Genomic DNA, 18,661 nt, shown 5'->3' on the forward strand with positions numbered 1-18,661 from the left:
CGAACATAGAAGCACACAATGCGGACAACTCACCCGCAGCCCGTAAACGCCAGAAAGGAAACGTCCATGTCAGACTTCCCCACCATCGAAGTCAGCGGAGTCATCAGACTCGGACAGTTCCTCAAACTCGCCAACCTTGCCGAAGACGGGGGACTCGCACGCGAGCTCATCCAGGGTGGCGACGTATACGTCAACCACACAGTTGAAACCAGGCGAGGTCGTCAGCTCACAGACGGTGACGTCGTAGAGGTTAACTCCCCCATGGGATCAGATGGCGCCATCGTCGCACAGATCGACTAAGCCTGAGGCGCAACAACCAAGGCCACGCCATCCCATCATTCGACCCCGACACACGAGAAACGACCAACAACGCTGGGCGGCCTCGTCCTTTTAGCACGAGCCCCCCGAAGTAGCTCAGTGCGTGCTCAGGACTCCGTCGATGCCCACGATAGCCTTCACATGTGAGAAGAACGGTCCCGTCGGCGACACGCGCAAACGCTGATCCAACTCAACGATCGTCGTGCCCGTGCGCTCGCGGATATGTAAACGAACAGGAGAATCACCTGGGAACGCTTGAAGGACATCTTTCAACTCGCCCAGCAATTCCGCCGTACACCGCGTTGCAGGAAGCTGAAGCTCCAGCGGAGTATCGCCGTCCTCACGCAAGTCCAAAATCGTCATCGACTGGCCATAAATCGACATGCCCTCATCGCGGACATTCACGCGACCCTCAATCTGAACCACAATGTCCTGGGCAAGATGCGTTGAAATCGTCTCGTAAGAACGCGGGAAGAAAAGAACTTCAACCGACCCCGACAAGTCCTCGAGGGTCGCAACGGCCCACACACTACCCTGTTTCGTCACCTTCGTCTGAACATTCGAAATCAGACCCGCGATACGCACTGTCTGATTCGACATTGAATCCTCAGATCCGACGACCTGCGCGATCTCGTGATCCTGATAGCGAGCCAGCGCTCCTTCAATGCCACGAAGCGGATGATCCGACACGTACAAGCCAAGCATCTCGCGTTCTTGAGACAGCTTGAACTTGCGGTCGAATTCAGGGATATCCGGAATAGTGACTCCCAGGGCATGTGAACCGCTATCAGCGCCGGCATCCATACCCAACGCACCAAACAGGTCGAACTGACCAATCGCTTCGTTACGCTTCACATCGGTGATTGCTTCAACGGCCTCGTCACAACACGACAGCATTGCACGACGCGTGTAGCCCATCGAGTCAAACGCACCTGCACGGATCAGCGACTGAATCGTGCGCTTGTTGCACACAACCTGAGGCACCTTGTCTAAGAAGTCCTGGAAGGAAGTAAACGGGCCCTTTTCCTTTCGGGTCTCAACGATGGCTTCAACCACGTTCGCTCCCACGTTCTGGATCGCGTTCAGACCGAAACGAATCGCTTCACCGTCTGGCGCAAAGTTACCCTGCGACGCATTGACGTCGGGGGGAAGAACCGTGATATCCATGTGTCGGGCTTCAGCCAAGTAGAGCGCACGTTTGTCCTTGTTGTCCTTCGTGGACGTCAGCAGAGCCGCCATGTACTCCGTCTTGTAGTTCGCCTTCAAAAACGCGGTCCAGTAGGACACCAAACCGTATGCGGCCGAGTGTGCCTTGTTGAATGCGTAGGCGGAGAAGGGAACAACGACATCCCAGAGAGCCTGGATTGATTCCTTCGAATAGCCGTTGTCCAGCATTCCCTGCTGGAATGCCTCGAACTGCTTTGCCAGAACCTCGGGCTTCTTCTTACCCATTGCCTTACGCAGAATATCTGCTTGGCCAAGTGAGTAGCCCGCCAGCTTCTGCGCGATCTGCATGACCTGTTCCTGATACACGATCAAGCCGTAGGTCGTACCCAGAATCGATTCCAGTGCCTCAGCCAATTCGGGGTGAATCGGCGTAATTTCCTGCTTCCCGTTCTTACGTAGCGCGTAGTTCGTGTGCGAATTCGCGCCCATCGGACCTGGACGATACAGGGCGCCGACAGCGGAAATATCTTCGAAGTTGTCGGGCTTCATCAGCTTCAGAAGGTCGCGCATACCGCCACCATCAAGCTGGAAAACGCCCAGTGTTTCACCGGCAGACAGGAGTTCGTATGTCTTTGGATCGTTGAACTCCAGGTGTTCCAGATCCGGTTCTTCCTTGCCGTTCAGCGCAATGTTTTCCAGCGCGTCCGAGACGACCGTCAGGTTACGAAGACCCAGGAAGTCCATCTTCAGCAGGCCGAGTGTTTCACACGTCGGATAGTCGAACTGAGTGATGATCGCGCCATCCTGGGGGCGCTTCATAATCGGAATAATGTCGGTCAGCGTATGCGAACTCATGATGACCGCACACGCGTGAACGCCCCACTGGCGGGTCAAACCTTCAAGACCGAGCGCGTACTGAACGACCTCGTGAGTCTCCGGGTTTTCTTCGTAGTACTTACGGAACTCGACAGCTTCGGCGTAACGCTTGTCGTCCTTGTCAAAGATGCCGTGAACGCTAATGTCCTTGCCCATGATGGACGGCGGTAGAGCCTTCGTCAGTTGCTCGCCCACCTTGAAGTCCTTACCCAAGATACGGGCAGAGTCTTTCAGGGCCTGCTTTGTCTTAATCGTGCCGTAGGTGACAACCTGCGAAATGCGATCCTCGCCATACTTGGCCTTGACGTACTGAATGACCTCATCTCGCCTACGTTCGTCGAAGTCGACGTCGAAGTCGGGCATCGAGATACGTTCTGGGTTCAAGAAGCGTTCGAAGATCAGACCGTGTTCAAGAGGATTCAGCTCTGTAATCTTCATGGCGTAGGCAACCATTGATCCTGCGCCCGAACCACGACCAGGTCCAACGCGAATACCTTGGCTCTTCGCCCAGTTAATGTAGTCTGCCACCGTCAGGAAGTAACCGGGGAAGCCCATCGAAATAATGACATCTTCTTCGTATTTCGCCTGCTTACGGACATCGTCGGGAATACCGTTCGGGAAACGATAGTTGAGGCCCTTTTCAACCTCTTTGATGAACCACGAGGTCTTGTCTTCGCCTTCGGGCACCGGGAAGTCGGGCATGTAGTTTGCGCCGTCATCGGTGGTTGTGAAGTGCACCTCGCAACGTTCAGCGATTTCCAGAGTCGAGTTGCACGCCTGTGGGAGTTCCTTCCACAGCTCGCGCATTTCTTCACTGGGACGAATGTAGTAGCCGTCGCCATCAAACTTGAATCGATCGGGGTCAGAAATACGCGAACCGGAGTTGATGCAGAGAAGAGCGTCTTGGATCTGACGGTCTTCCTTCTTCACATAGTGGGCGTCATTCGTCACGACAAGCGGAGCATCCATCAACTTCGCCAATTCCAGTAGCTGGAGCTGGGTGCGACGTTCCATTTCGATGCCGTGGTCCATGAGCTCAACGTAGAAGTTTTCTGCGCCAAAAATATCGCGGAGCTCGGCTGCTTCACGAACTGCCTCGTCCCATTGGCCAAGGCGCATACGCGTCTGAACAGCACCCGAAGGACACCCGGTAAACACAATCAAGCCCTCGTGGAACTGAGAGAGTAGTTCCTTATCCGCGCGAGGATACTTGCCAAACTGTCCTTCAGTTGAGGCGTAGGAACCGAGGCGAAACAGGTTATGCATGCCCTCGGTTGAATAGGCGATCAGCGTCAGGTGGTTGTATGAACCCGAACCCGACACGTCATCGCTCTTTTGCCAGGGTTCTCCCCATCGCACTTTTTGACGGTCAAAACGCGACGTACCGGGAGTCACATAGGCTTCCAAACCAATAATCGGCTTGACCCCGGCCTTCTTACAGTTCGAGTAGAAGTCGTATGCGCCAAACAAGTAGCCGTGATCGGTCAAGCCAATAGCGGGCTGACCCAAACGAGCCGCTTCTTCAGCCATCGCCTTCGTCTTTGCTGCGCCGTCAAGCATCGAGTACTCGGAGTGGTTGTGCAAGTGAACGAAGGAATCAGCCATGGTCTTGATGGTAGCCGTCATCGGGTGATTAAGCACCCCGGAAGGAGCGTGAGAGCTTTCCTTGAAATCACGCAGATTCACAAGCTCGACCAGCGGTTTTCGGCGTATTGACGCACCTGCCTTCTTCATCAGGCGACCAAAGATTGCACACCCGTGAGGGGTGCATGGATATGCTTTCAGTACACAACATGCCGGCGTGGTTTGCCGGTGCCCGCTACGACGATTGCGGTATCAGTCGGCGATCCTCAACGCTTCCAAAGCCGCTTGCAGATCAGCGGGATAGGGTGAGCGAACAGTTGTGGGCAGACCGGTACGCGGGTGGTTAAACATCAGTTCAACGGCATGCAACCACTGGCGCACGAGGCCCAATTCTTTGGCCTTCTTTGGATCAGCCCCATAGAAAACGTCTCCGACACACGGATGCCCCACTGCCGCGGTGTGAACACGAATCTGGTGGGTTCGCCCGGTCTCCAAATGGATTTCCAGCAGAGACGCCCCCGCCATCAGTTCCAACGTGTCATAGTGCGTCACCGCATGCTTCCCACCATCGATGACGGCCATGCGCCACTCCCGCGACGGGTGGCGACCAATAGGAGCATCAATCGTGCCCGACGGCGGATCCATATGACCGGCAACGACCGCGTGATAAATCTTCGTCACGGTTCGTTCTTTGAACGCGCGCTTCATCACCGAATAGGCGAGCTCTGACTTCGCCACCATCATCGCCCCCGATGTTCCCACATCGAGACGGTGCACAATCCCCTGGCGCTCGGGGGGACCGTACGAGGTAATGCGATAACCGGCCGCTTCCAAGTTTCCAAGAACCGTCGGGCCACTCCAGCCTGGCCCCGTATGCGCAGCAACGCCCACGGGCTTATCAACGACAACCACGTCATCATCGTCGTAAAGAATGTCCATGCCGGTGACCGGTGGTGGGGTTGTATCGGGCGCTGGGATAGTGACTTCAATCAGATCCATCGCACCGAGCTTGGTCGACTTTGAAGGAACCACGCCGTTAATCAGGACGTTTCCATCTTCAACAAGCCCCGCACACTGCGCACGCGACATCCCGAGCATGCGAGCAAGAGCCGCGTCAACGCGTTCTTCTACCAGCGCGTCAGGAACAGGAAGCAAACGCGTATCACTCATGCGCGGCCTCGTCACTCAATGAATTCACGACAAGTGCATCATCTGCGTTGTCTTCACCGGAGAACGCTCCATCACGGGAAAACTCCCACGCCAGCCAAATCGCGCCAATCACAATCCAAATATCAGCCACATTGCCAACGAAAAAGCCGTTGTAGTTGATGAAGTCAACGACGTGTCCAACGCCGATGCCCGGGGGCTGGATCAGACGATCGATCAAGTTACCGATCGCTCCGCCACCCAGAAGACCAAGGCAGGCCGCCGCGCTCACACGCACAGAGCGGCTCAGTCCAACAATCAGGATGCCGATGATGACAACCGAGAGGACGGTGAAAACCCACGTGGACGTTTCTCCTAAAGAAAACGCGGCACCCGAATTATGAAGCAGCTGGAATGAAAGCAACGAGCCGATAATCGGAATCGGGTGAGTGTCATCAGCTAATGCTGACAACGCCCAGAACTTCGTCACCTGATCGAGGACCACTGCGACAATCGCAATCGCTCCCGCGATAACATAGCGAGACTGTGACTGGGAGGTATTCATGTCAGGTTCTCCTTTCTGGGTTCTTTGTGTTTGCCTTATCGTAGTGAACGCGCCCCGAGGCCCTATCTGCTAGCCAAGGATGATGGTTCTTAGCTTTTCACATGGTAATGGCGGTGGCCCTGAGAGGTACCACCGCCATTTAACCGATGTGAAGATCAGATCTGATGAAAAGATCAGTCCTGATGGGCGTCCGGGTTGACCTGGGAGAGCAGGGTCTCGAGGTGACCACGGATCGACGAGCGGTAATCCGACTCGAAGGAACGCAACTCGTTAATGGTGCCCTCAAGGCGAGTGCGTTCTTCGTCAAGCTTCGCAAGGATGGTTTCGTGCTGGTTCTGAGCGTCTGCAACGATCTCGTCGGCCTTGGCGTGAGCTTCGGCGATGATACGCTCGGATTCTTCCTTGCCGTCGCGCACGTATTCGTCGTGGACGCGCTGAGCAAGTGTAAGCATGTTGGTAGCAAAAGCAGCCGACTCGGTGTCGACGGGCGCTACGGTTTCAGCAGGGGTCTCGACGACGGCTGCAACCGGAGCCTCCTCAACGGCCTGTTCAACCGGAGCAGGAGCCTCTTCTACGACCTCGACTGCCGGGGCAACCGGAGCCTCGACAATTTCAGCACCGGAGGAGAGCTCGGCGATACGACGCTCGGCCGCTTCAAGCTTTTCCTTCAGATCCTGATTCTCGACGTTCAGGGTGTAGATCGTCGAAACGACTTCGTCAAGGAATTCGTCAACCTCAACCTGGTCGTAACCTTCGCGGAACTTTACGTACTGGAACTTCTTGTTAAGAACGTCCTCTGTAGTCAGCAGAGCCATGTGTTCGCCTCTCAATATCGTCGGGTCGATGCGATCCCAAGCGATTGACGTCGGTTGCGCATCAGGACAGTCGCCGGACAACTGTCCATCGACACATCATGGATTATCATATCTGACTCAATAGTCACACACGCAACAATGAACACATGACATGACACATTACTCACAATCTATGCGTGTGAGATTTGGCCAGTCAGGCACCTCTCCAACGGTTCAAAACAACCATTACGGTCAAATAACAGCGTTTGACCAGCAACATCAGCGACCTTTAACCCACGAAGTCAGCCAATTGTTGCCAGAGAAATTCCTACTCGTTGCAACACGATCAGCGCGACAAAAACAATCAAGAATCCAAGATCCAGCGACAAACCGGCACCGATGCGTAGCGGCGGAATTCTTCGACGCAGGAACCGAATCGGCGGATCAGTCAGCACGTACACGAAATTCGCGATAACAAGCAGGATTCCGCGCGGTCTAAAGTTCGGCAGAAGAAACTCAAGCCAATCAAAGACCAGTCGAATGAACGCGAACAGCAGGTAGATGCTCGCAAGCCAGTAAATCGCCCAGCCGGCGTATACAAGTGCTGTCATCGAAAGCTAATCAGCCCTGGTTGAAGAGGGTTCCGCGACGGCTTCCAATCACATCGCCGGTGACCTCTACGGTTGCGGGCGACAGCAGGAAGACGCGGTTGGTCACGCGCTCAAAACCACCGCGAAGAGCGAAGGTCAGGCCGGCTGCGAAGTCGATCAGACGGCGTGCTTCTTCTTCGCGCATATCAGTGACGTTCATAATGACGGGCGTTCCGTTGCGGAAGGCTTCGCCGATCGTCTTGGCATCCGAGTATGCGGTCGGGTGGACGGTGACGATGCGCGAAAGGTCAGACGTTGTCTTCACTTCAAGGTCCTCACGGTGCAGAGGGGTGACGACGGAGGAAATCTCTTTCTGCGGAATTTCAGTCTCGTACGTAGTTTCATCTTCGTAGAGATCAAAATCCTGGGCTTCATCCTCGACTTCGTCAGCCGGGTACCAGCCCATGAACTTACGAGCTCGAGCTCCGAAACCATCCGCCATTGTGTCCTCCTGATTGTGTCGGCTCTGCAACGTTAATGCCCGCGCTGTCCGTTACGGCGCAACCTTGCCGGTATGTCGAAAAAACAGAGTGGATAATTCCGATTACGCCCCTGCCGCAAGGGACTCAAGAGCCTTTATCACCGCGCGACATGCCACTGCCTGCGTCGGTCAACACATGCGCTACGCCGGGAAAATGATTGTGGCATTCCTACCGCACTCACGGTCACGCCGATAGGAGTGCAACGTGGGGTCTTCGAGAGTGCATCGCGGGTCAATTTCAATGCGGGTACACCCAAGCGCTCGCAGTTCTGCTTGAGCTGCGCGCGGAAGATCAAGAGCGGGCGTTCCCCACGATGTACGCGAGGCACTTTCAGGGCGCTCTACGGCGCACTCGTCACGCATTTGGGCGGGCACTTCATAGCAGTCACCGCAGATTGCGGGAGCAATATACGCCTCAATGTCATGGCTTGGAGCAAGACGACGCATGAGAGTCACTGCTCGAGTAATGATGCCGTCGAACAAGCCTTTTCTTCCGGCGTGCACGGCTGCCACGATCGTTCCGTCCGCCGTTGACAGGACAATCGGTAGGCAGTCCGCTGTCATGACTGCAATCCCGGGAGCGTCCTGCCAGCCTCGCGCATCGATGATGACGCCATCGGCTTCAATAGTGTCCATCGGGTCGCTGAGGTTCAGCGTCGACGCGTGGGTATCGAGATTCAACGTTGGGTGCCCGTCTGCTGTCATGACGACGAGGCCGATCACATGAGAGTGGGTTTGATTCATCCAGAGGATCGGGCGCTCAAACTCGCTGGCAAGAAGCTGCCTTCGCTCCTTCACCAGCTGAAAGTCGTCACCCACGTGGTGCGCAACATTGTTCCTTAACGAGTCGGTGCCTCGATCCGCCTGGACGAGGTGGATCGAGGCACCGTTGAGCTGGGTGAGCATCGCTCAGCGCAGGAAGTCCGGGATATCCAGATCCGCTGCGCTTTCAGATTCCTCATCAAAGATACGAGGAACTTCCAAAGAGGGTTCCTCTGCGACGGAGGGAGCTTCTTGCACCGGCTGCTGGGTAGCAACTGGAATCGTTGCCGTACGGGTCGGCACCTGGACAGGTGCACGATGGGCTGGGCGAGCGGACGGAACCTCACCGAGCGCGCGAGTTTCCTGCGGAGCAGCTACGGGAGCCGGGGTAGCAACAGGTGTCGTGGACTGCGCGGGAGTTTGGGTTCCGATAACGCTGGGACGCGACGCGATGTCGGTCTGCGGATCCTGCTCATCAAAGCCAGCGGCGATGACGGTGACGATGATCTGGTCGCCCAGTGTCTCGTCGATGACCGCACCGAAGATGATGTTGGCTTCGGGGTGGACGTATTCCTGAACGAGCTTCGATGCGCGTGCAGTTTCCTGCAGAGACAGGTTCGAGCCGCCCTGGAAGAACAGGAGGACGCCACGCGCACCATCGATTGTCGATTCGAGGAGCGACGAGGAGATTGCGCGCTCGACTGCGTCGACTGCGCGATCTGTGCCGGTTGCCTGGCCAATACCCATGAGGGCCGAGCCGGCATCCTTCATCACCGACTTCACATCGTTGAAGTCGACGTTGACCATGCCGTTGATGGTAATCAGATCGGTAATGCCCTGAACACCGGAGTGCAGAACCTGATCTGCCGCTTCGAACGCCTTGGTGATCGGGAAATCTTCATCCTGAATCTCAAGTAGACGATCGTTCGGGATGACGATCAGAGCGTCGACGGCTTCACGAAGCGCTTCGACGCCCTTATTTGCCATGGATGCACGACGGTTGCCCTCGAAAGAGAACGGGCGGGTGACGACAGCCACGGTCAGCGCATCCTGTTCGCGAGCAATACGCGCAACAACTGGGGCTGCACCGGTGCCTGTACCACCGCCTTCACCTGCGGTAACGAACACCATGTCAGCGCCTTCGAGAGCCTGAGCGATCAGGTCAACATTGTCATCGGCTGCTTTACGTCCGACCTCAGGGTCAGCACCTGCACCTAAGCCATGGGTAATTTCGCGACCGATGTCGATCTTGATATCAGCGTTCGACAGAAGAAGATCCTGAGCGTCCGTGTTCACAACGATGAACTCGACACCACCCATGCCAGCTTCGATCATGCGATCGACAGCATTTCCGCCGCCACCGCCGACGCCAACGACCTTGATTATGGCCTTGTTCTTCTGAGGTTCGTCCATTGGTCACTCTTTCTATATCAAACCCTCAACTTCAGGTTGAAGGTTCAACTTCACCCTGCTCTCGTTCGGAAGAAAGCTAGGGATTGAGTAGACCTTCTTCAAGGCGACACGCTGAACGAACAATCGACTATGACGTGACAGGATGAGTCGGCGATGAAACGTCATACACACGGACGCTCCTTTGAGCCAACAGCACGTCCAAAACCTGCGCTTTCAGCGCCCCATCATCAGGAGTTCCCCACTTCACTTGGGCACCGTTGGTCAGCGTAAACGACAGAGTTTTACCATCGGCACTCACACCCGAAACCTGCGCTTTTGTTGCCTCAGACAGGTTTGACCACAAGGAAAGAACATCCGAGGCCGCTTCGGCTCGTTCTTCATCAGTCTCCGGGAGGCTCACCAATGGAAGCCCCTCGATCAACGTAGGAGCATCAGCGAAACTCACTCCCTCATCGTCAACCTGGCGGAACGCGCCCGCACTTCCCTCGATCATCGCAGGAGTTCGCAAAGTAATTGTAATTGCCAAACCAGTCGGCCACTGTCGCTCCACTTCAGCTGAAGCGACAACAACATTCGATTCGATGGATTCAGCGATCGCCGCAGTCGGAACCCTAGGTAACGGGGTGCCCACGTACGGCGCAGTTGACGAAAGAACTGATTCCGCGGTGATCAAGGTTTCATCTGCGCCTTCAACGTGCACCGATGACGCGCTCAAAGCAAGCAGAGGCGAAAACAGCAATACCCACACCAAACCACCGATAAACGCTAGTCCCGCAGCAATCATTGCCATCGTCTTGATGCAGAGAATCCGACGCGCCCGAGCTCGCTCTTGGCGACGCAGATCAAACTCAGAACGCTCGTTGCGCTTTTCACCACCTAAGAGAGCAACGGCATCCTGCTGCCCCACCGGCCGGGCAAGTGTGACACGAGCAGAACGCAACGAAGATTTCCTTGCCCCTCGCTTGTGTGCTGCCTGTTGATGCTCTGGGGGTTGCCCAGACTCTGGAGTATCCCTATGCGGTCGCTTTGGTCGGGCAACAACCGGACGTGATGGAGGTTTTTCAGAAGAAGACTTTTGGGTAGCAGATCCCTTTGACGACAAGCGAGAAGTGGACGTCGTCTGGTGTTGCGTAGAAGTCGATCCGGGTGGCGTTCGACGCGGCTGAGGTGGCTTCACGAGGCATCCATGCGTTGCCACTCATCGATAACATCATCTGCACACTGGGTGATTGAACCAGCACCCATCGTGATCAGAACGCCCCGCGAACCAGCCTGACGCGCTCCGATTCGGGCGGCCTCGTGCATATCGTGGACACACTCAGCGCCCTTAATCTGATCCGCAATCAGAGCGGAAGTCACGGCGGGATCATCATCCTCGCGAGCAGCATAAATATCCGCAAGAACCACATGATCCGCGCCCGACAACGCCTTGGCGAAACGATCCGCGAATAAGCGCGTACGCGAATACAGGTGAGGTTGGAAAACCACGGTCACATCAGCGCCATCGGCAACCAATCGCGCCTGTTCGATCGCGGCAGAAACCTCTGTCGGATGATGCGCATAATCATCAAAAACGCGCCTGTCCCCCACAGTTCCACGGAGCTCAAAACGGCGAGCTGTCCCCGTAAAACCAGCAAGCGACGAAGCCATCAGGGCAGGTTCAACGCCAAGCTCCACGCCGGCAATCCACGCGCCAACAGCATTAAGAATGTTATGCACGCCCGGAACACCCAAGGAAAGCTCCGCGCTGATATCGCCGTAGCTGACTCGTGCACGACATGAAGAAGGCGTCGTCTCTACATCACAAATCGTCACGTCAGCATCCACCACGGACTTATCGGAGCGCCCGTAGGTCACCACGCGAATACCCAGCTCACGCGCCGACTCGCTCAGGCGGGCAGTCCCCGCGTCTTCAGCGCAACACACCAAAAGACCACCCGGAACCAGACACTTTGCGTAGTCAACGAAAATAGATTCGAACGCTTCGCGCGTCCCATAGCGATCCAAGTGATCGGGCTCAACGTTCGTGACAACTTCGATCGACGGAGTGTAGTTCAAGAACGAGCCATCAGACTCGTCAGCTTCGGCAACAAACACGTCCGACGTGCCCAAATGCGCACCGGAACCAAACTGCGGAACAATTCCACCCACCGCGACCGACGGATCCAGACCAGCCCCACGCAGACCAACCGCAATCATCCCAGACGTAGTCGTCTTCCCGTGGGCGCCGGCAACGCCAACAAAACGCATTCCACTGGCAGCAAGCGCCAACGCCTGCGAACGATGAATGACATCCAACCCCAATTCACGCGCCCTGGTCAGCTCTGGGTTCGACTCACGAATCGCAGTTGACACAACAACCGTCGCATCATCATCAACATGAGTGGCATCGTGGCCGACGAATGCGCGAATTCCTTTTTCATTCAAACGCGCAAGAACATCCGAATCGGCACAATCTGAACCAGTCACCCGCGCGCCACGCGAAGCAAGCAGTTCAGCAACAACACTCATTCCCGCTCCACCGATACCGATGAAATGGAAGTGTCCTTCGATAGGTTCCACGTTCTCCCCCTAGCGCGCGATCTGTGAAACAACCAGGTCAGCTAAACGCGAGGCAGCATCGATCTTTGCTAATCCTGCCGATGCTGTCGCCATAGCGGACAGTTCAGGTGAAGTCAGTAGCGGGAAAACCTTCTGTCGCACCGTATCTGCGTTGAATGACGCATCATCAACCAAGAGCGCTCCGCCAGAGGCAACATGGTCATGCGCATTCAGCTTCTGTTCGCCATTACCGATAGCCAGCGGAACATACACGCACGGCAACGACAGAGCCGTCATCTCGGCAACCGTTCCTGCACCCGAACGACAGACAACCAAGTCTGCGCAGGCAAGAGCATCTTCCATGGTCGTCAGATAATCCAGAACCAGGTAGCGATCGCCCACCGAACACTCGTCAACCTTGCTCCGCACAGGGGCGTCTTTTCCTTTGCCGGTCAAGTGAATCACCTGCACATTGTCAGGCAAGTCGTCAAGCGCATCAATCATGGCATCGTTCAGGTGGAGAGCTCCAAGAGATCCGCCGGTAACAAGAAGGGTCGTCTTCTTGGGGTCTACGCCCAAGTTCTTCGCCCCACGCTCGCGCGCAACACGGACACCGTCGGCATCTTGGCGCGCCAACGCAAGCTCTTCGATAGCAGGACGCAAAGGAAGACCCGTTACTTGCGTGATGCCCCTGCGCGCCTTCAACGGAGTATTCGCAAACGTCAACGCAAGAACATTGGCGTAGCGCGCCCCCACCTTATTTGCCAATCCGGGCCTGGCATTCTGTTCATGAATGACAATCGGGACGCCGGCGCCTCGTGCGCCCCAGTACGCGGGAGTTGAAACATATCCGCCAAAGCCGACAACCACATCAGCATCACGAATCGCCAGACGACACTGATTCACCGCTTTACGCCAGCGGAATGGGAAAGTGAGAATCGAAGGGGAAGGTCGGCGTGGGAAAGGAACCTTTTCAATCACATGAAAAGGAAACCCTGCAACGGGAACCAAATCTGATTCCAAGCCCTGAGCTGTTCCAAGGACCTCGACGTCATATCCACGTTTGGCAAGAACCGTCGCCGTGGCCAACAGCGGATTCACGTGCCCAGCGGTACCGCCACCAGCCAAAACGACTTTGCCCAACATGTTGCCTACTTTCGAGCTTTGGATCCACCTGCTCGTCGAAGCTTCGGAGTAACCCGAGGATCACGACGACGAGTAGCAGGATCAGAATATCTCCACATAGTCATACCAGCATCACTACGCGCAAAGGACGCGACAACGCCGATGGCCAGCGCGGTGAACAGGAACGATGATCCACCATAGGACACAAGAGGCAGTGGGACACCAATAACCGGGCCGAGCTGAGTAACCGAGGCAATATTCACGAGAGCCTGGAAGCCGATCCACGTTGCCACACCGGCAGCAACGATAGCGACAAACGGGTCGGACGTTGAACGAACCAGTCGGAACATTCCCCACACCAACAAAGCAAGAGCCGTAAGCACTGCCAACGTACCCATCAACCCGAACTCCTCACCAACGATGGCGAAAATAAAGTCCGTGTGTGCCGCCTGCAGATAATTCCATTTCTCACGCGAGGCCCCCGGACCCAGTCCAGAAACACCACCGGAGCCAAAAGCCCACAGCGAATGATCAATCTGTTCGGGGGCAGACAAATCACGCTTGGGAGCAAAACCCGGAAGAACAACCAAGATTCGACGAAGACGCGTCGGGTTCTGAATGACCAAGAACACCAAAAGCGGAACAGCTAGGACGAACGCGTATCCGAACCAGCGCTTCGGCAAACCAGCAATCCACAATGCTCCCATGGCGGCGGCCGTCACAATCATTGACGTACCCAAGTCATGACCCAGCATGACGTCGATCAGCGTGACAACCACGGGGAGCCCCGCAAGAACACTCATCTGACGCCAGTTTGAAAAATCCCTATTCGGTCCGGTCAAAATGAAAGCAAGAAAGACGATCAAAGCGAGTTTCAAGAACTCTGACGGCTGAACAAGGACGGGAATACCGGGAAAATACACCCAGTTCGCGTTGCCGCCTTCAGAACGGCCAAGAGGGGTAATGACCATCGCCTGAACAATCAATCCCAGCCCGAAAGCATGGGGAGCAAAACGGACAAAAATATGGCGAGGGATCTTATGAACAACGAAGGCAATGATCAGGGCGATGACAATGATGACACTGGGACGCAAATACGCCATGTACGGGTTGGCGCCCTTGGCGATTGATGTCACCGATTGAGCTGAAAAGCCCATCATCAAACCAAAAATAGTCAGAACCACCGTGGGGACGATAATCATGTAGTACGTCGTCAGTGGTTGAATCTCATAGTGTTCATCATCCGCACCAAAAACAAAACGCGGAAGACGACGGATCACACTATCAATGGCGCTCTTGATCTTCGCCATCTACTTGGCACTCCACTGGTCACGCAAACGTTCAACAGCGTTCACAAACACGTCGCCACGCTGACCGTAGTTATCAAACTGATCCCATGACGCACAGGCCGGAGCAAGAACAACAAAATCACCGGGGCGTGAAAGAGCGACAGCCTCATTGACGACGGAGAACATCCAATCCTCATGGCCACCGACGTCAACGACCGGAACATTGGGTGCGCTCGCACGGAAAGCCTTGAGTAGGTCCGAACGGTCTTCGCCGATGATCACCGCACCGCGCAGAACCGGCTCAACGTCGCGAATAAGGTCGGTAAAGTCCTGTCCCTTTGCGTCCCCGCCAACGATCCAGACAACCGAGTGAGGAGGAAGCCCATAGAGGGATGCTTTGGCAGCGTGGGCGTTCGTCGCTTTCGAATCATCGATCCACGTGACATCAGCGACTTGCCCGACAACAGCTCTGCGATGTCCTGCTGGAGAAAAAACGCGCAGGCCATCACGAACCGCATGCGGACGCACACCGTATGCGCGTCCAAGTGCTGCCGCGCCAAGAGCATCCATCACAACAGCCGGGGAAAGACTCTCCCCATAGACCGTGCTCAAATCGCTCAAATCACCCAGGTGGGCAGCTTCACGGTGCCGGTTTTCAACGTAGGCGCGGTCAACAAGCGCACCTTCAACGATGCCCAGTTGCGACACCGAAGGCGAGCCCAGCGTGATCCCAATGGCACGCGCCCCTTCCACAACGTCTGCGTTTTCAACCATCGCTTCAACCACTCGGTCATTGGCCGGGTAGATGCAGGCAACCTGAGTGTTCTCGTATACGCGCGCCTTATCGGCAACATATGCTTCTTCGCTTCCATGCCAATCCAGGTGGTCAGCATCCACATTCAAGCACAAGGACGCCAAAGGCGAAATCGTGTAGGAGGTATGGAGTTGGAAGCTGGAGAGTTCAACAGCGAAGACGCTGGCATCTGAGTCGATTGCTTCGGTGATGGGGGTGCCAATATTGCCAACCTCAAGAACGTCGTCACCGTTGGCCCGAAGAATTGACGCAAGCATGCCCACAGTCGTTGTCTTGCCGTTCGTGCCCGTCACAGTCAGCCAGGGGCGACCAGCATGAGGGCCTTGCTCTTGAAGACGCCACGCCAATTCAACTTCACCCCAGATCGGGATCCCGGCAGCTTGAGCGCGTTCAAAGATAGGGGCGTGCGCAGGAATTCCTGGAGACACGATGATCGTGTCAACACCAGCGTCAATAACGGCGCAGGCGAGATCCCCAGCATCGGGAACAACATGAACGTCAATACCTAATTCGTCTGTGGGAGTACCGGAACGCTGGTCGAAAGCAAGAACCTCGTACCCGCGCTTCAACAGAGCTTTTGCTGCTGCTTTGCCCGATTTGCCCAGGCCGATGACGGCGTAACGATCACTCACAGCGTTGTCACCCAGTCAGCGTAGAAAATGCCCGCACCGGCCACTGCAAACAACGCGGCAATCAGCCAGAAGCGAATCACGATCGTGATTTCCTGCCAGCCTTTTAACTCGAAGTGGTGGTGCAACGGTGCCATGCGGAAGACACGCTTATGCGTTGCCTTAAAGACCGAAATCTGGATGACGTCGGACATCACGATGACAACGAAGAGTCCACCAATCACGATTGCGATGAACTCGGTGTTCGTCAGAATCGACAGGCCAGCGACCGCACCACCGAGTGCCAGCGCGCCCGTATCCCCCATGAAGATCTGAGCGGGCGAAGCGTTCCACCAGAGGAAGCCAGCAAGCGAACCGATGATCGCGGCGCAGAAAACTGCAAGGTCCAGAGGATCACGCGTCGGATAGCAGAGAGTTGTCGCCTGCCCCTGCGGGAAGCAGGATTGAATCTTCTGGAAGTAGGCGATAAACGTGTATGCGCCGAAAACGAAAATGGAACAGCCCGTGGCAAGGCCATCGAGGCCGTCGGTTAGATTCACCGCGTTTGACCAGGCGGTCACAATCAGGTTCGTCCAGATCAAATACAGGACAACCCCCAATCCGAGGCCAGCAAACCCGAGCGTGATGGGTGACAGGTGAATGAAGGACAGGTGAAGCGTACCCGGCGTTGTCCCATAGGCATTGGGGCGGGTCAGTGACATCCACGCGAAAACTGCGGCAACCGTGATCTGACCGATAATTTTCCCGGTCGGATGCAGACCAAGGGAGCGCTGACGCATGATCTTGATGCCGTCATCCAAAAGGCCAATAAAGCCAAGACCTGCGAAGAGAACAACCAGAGTCCATCCGGACCACGAGGGTCCGGATCCTGCGATCGACGCCCCAATCACCCACGCGATAATGGTTGCCAGAATGAAAACCAGACCACCCATTGTGGGTGTACCGCGCTTCGTCAAGTGCTGGGTCGGTCCGTCCTGACGGATGAACTGCCCGTACTGGTGAGCGATCAGGAATCGGATCAGCAAAGGGGTTCCCAACAGGGAAATCACCAGTGCAATGACGAAGGCGACAATAAGGCCAATCATCGCTGGACTCCCTTCTCGCGGAGTTGGTCCGCTACCTTCCACGAATATGAGAACAAGGATCCCTTCACAAGAATCACACAATCGTCTTTCAGTTTCGCACAAACAGCCGTGACAGCCTCATCAACACTACCGACGTGTTCCGCATCGATGGTGTCACCAGCACCCTCGGCGTAATAGGGACCGTCTTGACCCAACAGAATCAGCGACTCGACTCCGGCATCTTTCGCCATCAGACCAACCTGGCGGTGAATGTCAGCAGACTCGTCGCCGAGTTCAAGCATTTCGGAAAGAACAGCGATCTTCGTATGCCCCTCACCGATCGAAGTGAGCGTAGCGAAAGCGGCTCTCATGGAATCGAGGTTCGCATTGTAGGCATCGTCAATCATCGTGACTTTCATACTGTCAATGCTTAATTCAACGACATCCATTCGGTGCGGAGACAGCGCCCGAGCCTCGTTGATCGCACGAATCGCTTGATCGAGTTCAAGACCAAGCTGTACCGCGCCAGCGATGGCGGCCAGTGCGTTCGCCACGTGGTGCACGCCAACGATATTCAGATTCACGAGGCCACGACCACCGGGGGCTTCAAGCGTGAAGTGTGCGTGGCCAAGGTGGTCAACGTCCACGTCGAGAGCACGGAAATCGGCTCCCTCTTTGCCTGATGGCGAGAACGTCGTAATCGGACCTGTCGACAGTTTCGTCATATTCATGACGCGCGGATCGTCGTAGTTCAAGACCACCGGAGCACCGGGGCGCGAACCTGTAATCAGCTCCCCCTTCGCCTTTTCAATCCCGTCGACTCCCCCGAAGCCACCCAGGTGAGCGTGACCAACCATCAGTTCAATGGCAACATCCGGCGACGCAATATCTGTCAAATACTTGATGTGTCCGATGCCAGACGCACCCATTTCAAGAACCAGATGGCGGGTTGTTTCATCAGCTTGAAGAACCGTCAGAGGAAGTCCAACCTCGTTGTTGAACGAGAGCTGAGGGGCAACGCTGGGAGCATCAGTACTCATAATCTGGAAAAGCAGATCCTTCGTTGTCGTCTTCCCAGCCGAGCCGGTCATCGCGATAACATCCAGCCCAAAACGCTCACGCAAGTCTTCAAGGTGAGCATGGGCAAGGCGACCCAAAGCGTAGGTCGAATCCTCGACAATAATCTGCGCAATGGACGAGGGAACATCAACGAGGTGTTCAACGATCAGTGCAACCGCACCATTGTCAACGGCCTGTTTGACGTAGTCATGCCCGTCGGTGGCCTCGCCGATTCGTGCGACATACGCTGAACCAGCTGACGCCAAGCGCGAATCTGTAACAACACGGTTCATCACAACCTGACGGTCAGCACCGTTCAGGGTTCCTGCAACTGCTTCAGCAATCCACCCAGCTAACCTGTACATGCTATTTCCTCTACGATTC

General features: G+C 55.8%; 17 protein-coding genes. 1 reads left to right on the forward strand and 16 read right to left on the reverse strand.

Annotated elements, in window-relative coordinates; translation table 11 throughout:
* Positions 1-66 precede the first annotated feature (66 nt).
* The gene (locus tag QP442_RS05235) at positions 67-300 is read left to right on the forward strand and encodes an RNA-binding S4 domain-containing protein (RefSeq protein ID WP_006681671.1); all 234 of its coding nucleotides are present in this window, start codon (positions 67-69) and stop codon (positions 298-300) included.
* Between the two features lie 114 nt (positions 301-414).
* Here the strand turns inward: QP442_RS05235 and dnaE are convergent, their stop codons facing one another.
* From dnaE to QP442_RS05315, 16 genes are all read right to left on the reverse strand, one after another.
* Complete coding sequence (gene dnaE / locus QP442_RS05240) at positions 415-3,966, reverse strand: DNA polymerase III subunit alpha (protein ID WP_103633634.1); 3,552 nt, start codon at positions 3,964-3,966, stop codon at positions 415-417.
* Between the two features lie 231 nt (positions 3,967-4,197).
* Entirely contained in the window at positions 4,198-5,115 is a 918-nt protein-coding gene (locus QP442_RS05245) for an RluA family pseudouridine synthase (protein WP_181002185.1), read from the reverse strand.
* The gene (lspA, locus tag QP442_RS05250) at positions 5,108-5,656 is read right to left on the reverse strand and encodes a signal peptidase II (protein ID WP_103633567.1); all 549 of its coding nucleotides are present in this window, start codon (positions 5,654-5,656) and stop codon (positions 5,108-5,110) included. Before lspA ends, QP442_RS05245 begins: the two co-directional genes overlap by 8 nt.
* Before the next feature lie 173 nt (positions 5,657-5,829).
* Positions 5,830-6,471 (reverse strand): DivIVA domain-containing protein, encoded by a 642-nt coding sequence (locus QP442_RS05255; RefSeq protein ID WP_103633566.1) that lies wholly within the window; start codon positions 6,469-6,471, stop codon positions 5,830-5,832.
* A 281-nt stretch (positions 6,472-6,752) separates the two neighbouring features.
* On the reverse strand, positions 6,753-7,061 hold the full coding sequence (locus QP442_RS05260) for a YggT family protein (RefSeq protein WP_006681676.1): 309 nt from the start codon (positions 7,059-7,061) through the stop codon (positions 6,753-6,755).
* 10 nt (positions 7,062-7,071) lie between these two features.
* On the reverse strand, positions 7,072-7,542 hold the full coding sequence (locus QP442_RS05265) for a cell division protein SepF (RefSeq protein WP_006681677.1): 471 nt from the start codon (positions 7,540-7,542) through the stop codon (positions 7,072-7,074).
* A 180-nt stretch (positions 7,543-7,722) separates the two neighbouring features.
* Positions 7,723-8,487 (reverse strand): polyphenol oxidase family protein, encoded by a 765-nt coding sequence (locus tag QP442_RS05270; protein ID WP_103633565.1) that lies wholly within the window; start codon positions 8,485-8,487, stop codon positions 7,723-7,725.
* A gap of 3 nt (positions 8,488-8,490) precedes the next feature.
* Positions 8,491-9,756, reverse strand: coding sequence for a cell division protein FtsZ (gene ftsZ / locus QP442_RS05275; protein WP_006681679.1), 1,266 nt, complete (start codon positions 9,754-9,756; stop codon positions 8,491-8,493).
* Between the two features lie 127 nt (positions 9,757-9,883).
* A complete protein-coding gene (locus QP442_RS05280) occupies positions 9,884-10,696 on the reverse strand; it encodes a cell division protein FtsQ/DivIB (RefSeq protein WP_103633564.1) in 813 nt (270 codons plus the stop codon).
* 121 nt (positions 10,697-10,817) lie between these two features.
* The gene (locus QP442_RS05285) at positions 10,818-10,958 is read right to left on the reverse strand and encodes a hypothetical protein (protein WP_165544437.1); all 141 of its coding nucleotides are present in this window, start codon (positions 10,956-10,958) and stop codon (positions 10,818-10,820) included.
* Complete coding sequence (gene murC / locus QP442_RS05290) at positions 10,930-12,267, reverse strand: UDP-N-acetylmuramate--L-alanine ligase (RefSeq protein ID WP_442953372.1); 1,338 nt, start codon at positions 12,265-12,267, stop codon at positions 10,930-10,932. Before murC ends, QP442_RS05285 begins: the two co-directional genes overlap by 29 nt.
* Before the next feature lie 60 nt (positions 12,268-12,327).
* The gene (locus QP442_RS05295) at positions 12,328-13,443 is read right to left on the reverse strand and encodes a UDP-N-acetylglucosamine--N-acetylmuramyl-(pentapeptide) pyrophosphoryl-undecaprenol N-acetylglucosamine transferase (RefSeq protein WP_006681682.1); all 1,116 of its coding nucleotides are present in this window, start codon (positions 13,441-13,443) and stop codon (positions 12,328-12,330) included.
* 5 nt (positions 13,444-13,448) lie between these two features.
* Positions 13,449-14,732: an FtsW/RodA/SpoVE family cell cycle protein gene (locus QP442_RS05300; protein WP_006681683.1), complete on the reverse strand. Its 1,284-nt coding sequence runs from the start codon at positions 14,730-14,732 to the stop codon at positions 13,449-13,451.
* Positions 14,733-16,157, reverse strand: coding sequence for a UDP-N-acetylmuramoyl-L-alanine--D-glutamate ligase (murD, locus tag QP442_RS05305; protein WP_103633562.1), 1,425 nt, complete (start codon positions 16,155-16,157; stop codon positions 14,733-14,735).
* The gene (gene mraY / locus QP442_RS05310; protein ID WP_103633561.1) at positions 16,154-17,239 is read right to left on the reverse strand and encodes a phospho-N-acetylmuramoyl-pentapeptide-transferase; all 1,086 of its coding nucleotides are present in this window, start codon (positions 17,237-17,239) and stop codon (positions 16,154-16,156) included. The genes murD and mraY overlap by 4 nt, the downstream gene beginning before the upstream one ends.
* Entirely contained in the window at positions 17,236-18,642 is a 1,407-nt protein-coding gene (locus tag QP442_RS05315) for a UDP-N-acetylmuramoyl-tripeptide--D-alanyl-D-alanine ligase (RefSeq protein ID WP_006681686.1), read from the reverse strand. Before QP442_RS05315 ends, mraY begins: the two co-directional genes overlap by 4 nt.
* Positions 18,643-18,661: the final 19 nt, after the last annotated feature.

The sequence above is a fragment of the Pauljensenia sp. UMB1177 genome (assembly GCF_030217965.1).
Classification (GTDB): domain Bacteria; phylum Actinomycetota; class Actinomycetes; order Actinomycetales; family Actinomycetaceae; genus Pauljensenia; species Pauljensenia turicensis_A.

Excerpts from the sequence above, each read along its gene's own strand:
- QP442_RS05295 (WP_006681682.1), bottom strand. The coding sequence starts at position 13,443 with ATGTTGGGCAAAGTCGTTTTGGCTGGTGGCGGTACCGCTGGGCACGTG.
- QP442_RS05270 (WP_103633565.1), bottom strand. The coding sequence starts at position 8,487 with ATGCTCACCCAGCTCAACGGTGCCTCGATCCACCTCGTCCAGGCGGAT.
- QP442_RS05245 (WP_181002185.1), bottom strand. The coding sequence starts at position 5,115 with ATGAGTGATACGCGTTTGCTTCCTGTTCCTGACGCGCTGGTAGAAGAA.
- ftsZ (WP_006681679.1), bottom strand. The coding sequence starts at position 9,756 with ATGGACGAACCTCAGAAGAACAAGGCCATAATCAAGGTCGTTGGCGTC.
- lspA (WP_103633567.1), bottom strand. The coding sequence starts at position 5,656 with ATGAATACCTCCCAGTCACAGTCTCGCTATGTTATCGCGGGAGCGATT.
- QP442_RS05260 (WP_006681676.1), bottom strand. The coding sequence starts at position 7,061 with ATGACAGCACTTGTATACGCCGGCTGGGCGATTTACTGGCTTGCGAGC.
- QP442_RS05285 (WP_165544437.1), bottom strand. The coding sequence starts at position 10,958 with ATGAGTGGCAACGCATGGATGCCTCGTGAAGCCACCTCAGCCGCGTCG.
- QP442_RS05255 (WP_103633566.1), bottom strand. The coding sequence starts at position 6,471 with ATGGCTCTGCTGACTACAGAGGACGTTCTTAACAAGAAGTTCCAGTAC.
- murC (WP_442953372.1), bottom strand. The coding sequence starts at position 12,267 with ATGAGTGTTGTTGCTGAACTGCTTGCTTCGCGTGGCGCGCGGGTGACT.
- QP442_RS05315 (WP_006681686.1), bottom strand. The coding sequence starts at position 18,642 with ATGTACAGGTTAGCTGGGTGGATTGCTGAAGCAGTTGCAGGAACCCTG.
- mraY (WP_103633561.1), bottom strand. The coding sequence starts at position 17,239 with ATGATTGGCCTTATTGTCGCCTTCGTCATTGCACTGGTGATTTCCCTG.
- dnaE (WP_103633634.1), bottom strand. The coding sequence starts at position 3,966 with ATGGCTGATTCCTTCGTTCACTTGCACAACCACTCCGAGTACTCGATG.
- QP442_RS05300 (WP_006681683.1), bottom strand. The coding sequence starts at position 14,732 with ATGGCGAAGATCAAGAGCGCCATTGATAGTGTGATCCGTCGTCTTCCG.
- QP442_RS05235 (WP_006681671.1), top strand. The coding sequence starts at position 67 with ATGTCAGACTTCCCCACCATCGAAGTCAGCGGAGTCATCAGACTCGGA.
- QP442_RS05265 (WP_006681677.1), bottom strand. The coding sequence starts at position 7,542 with ATGGCGGATGGTTTCGGAGCTCGAGCTCGTAAGTTCATGGGCTGGTAC.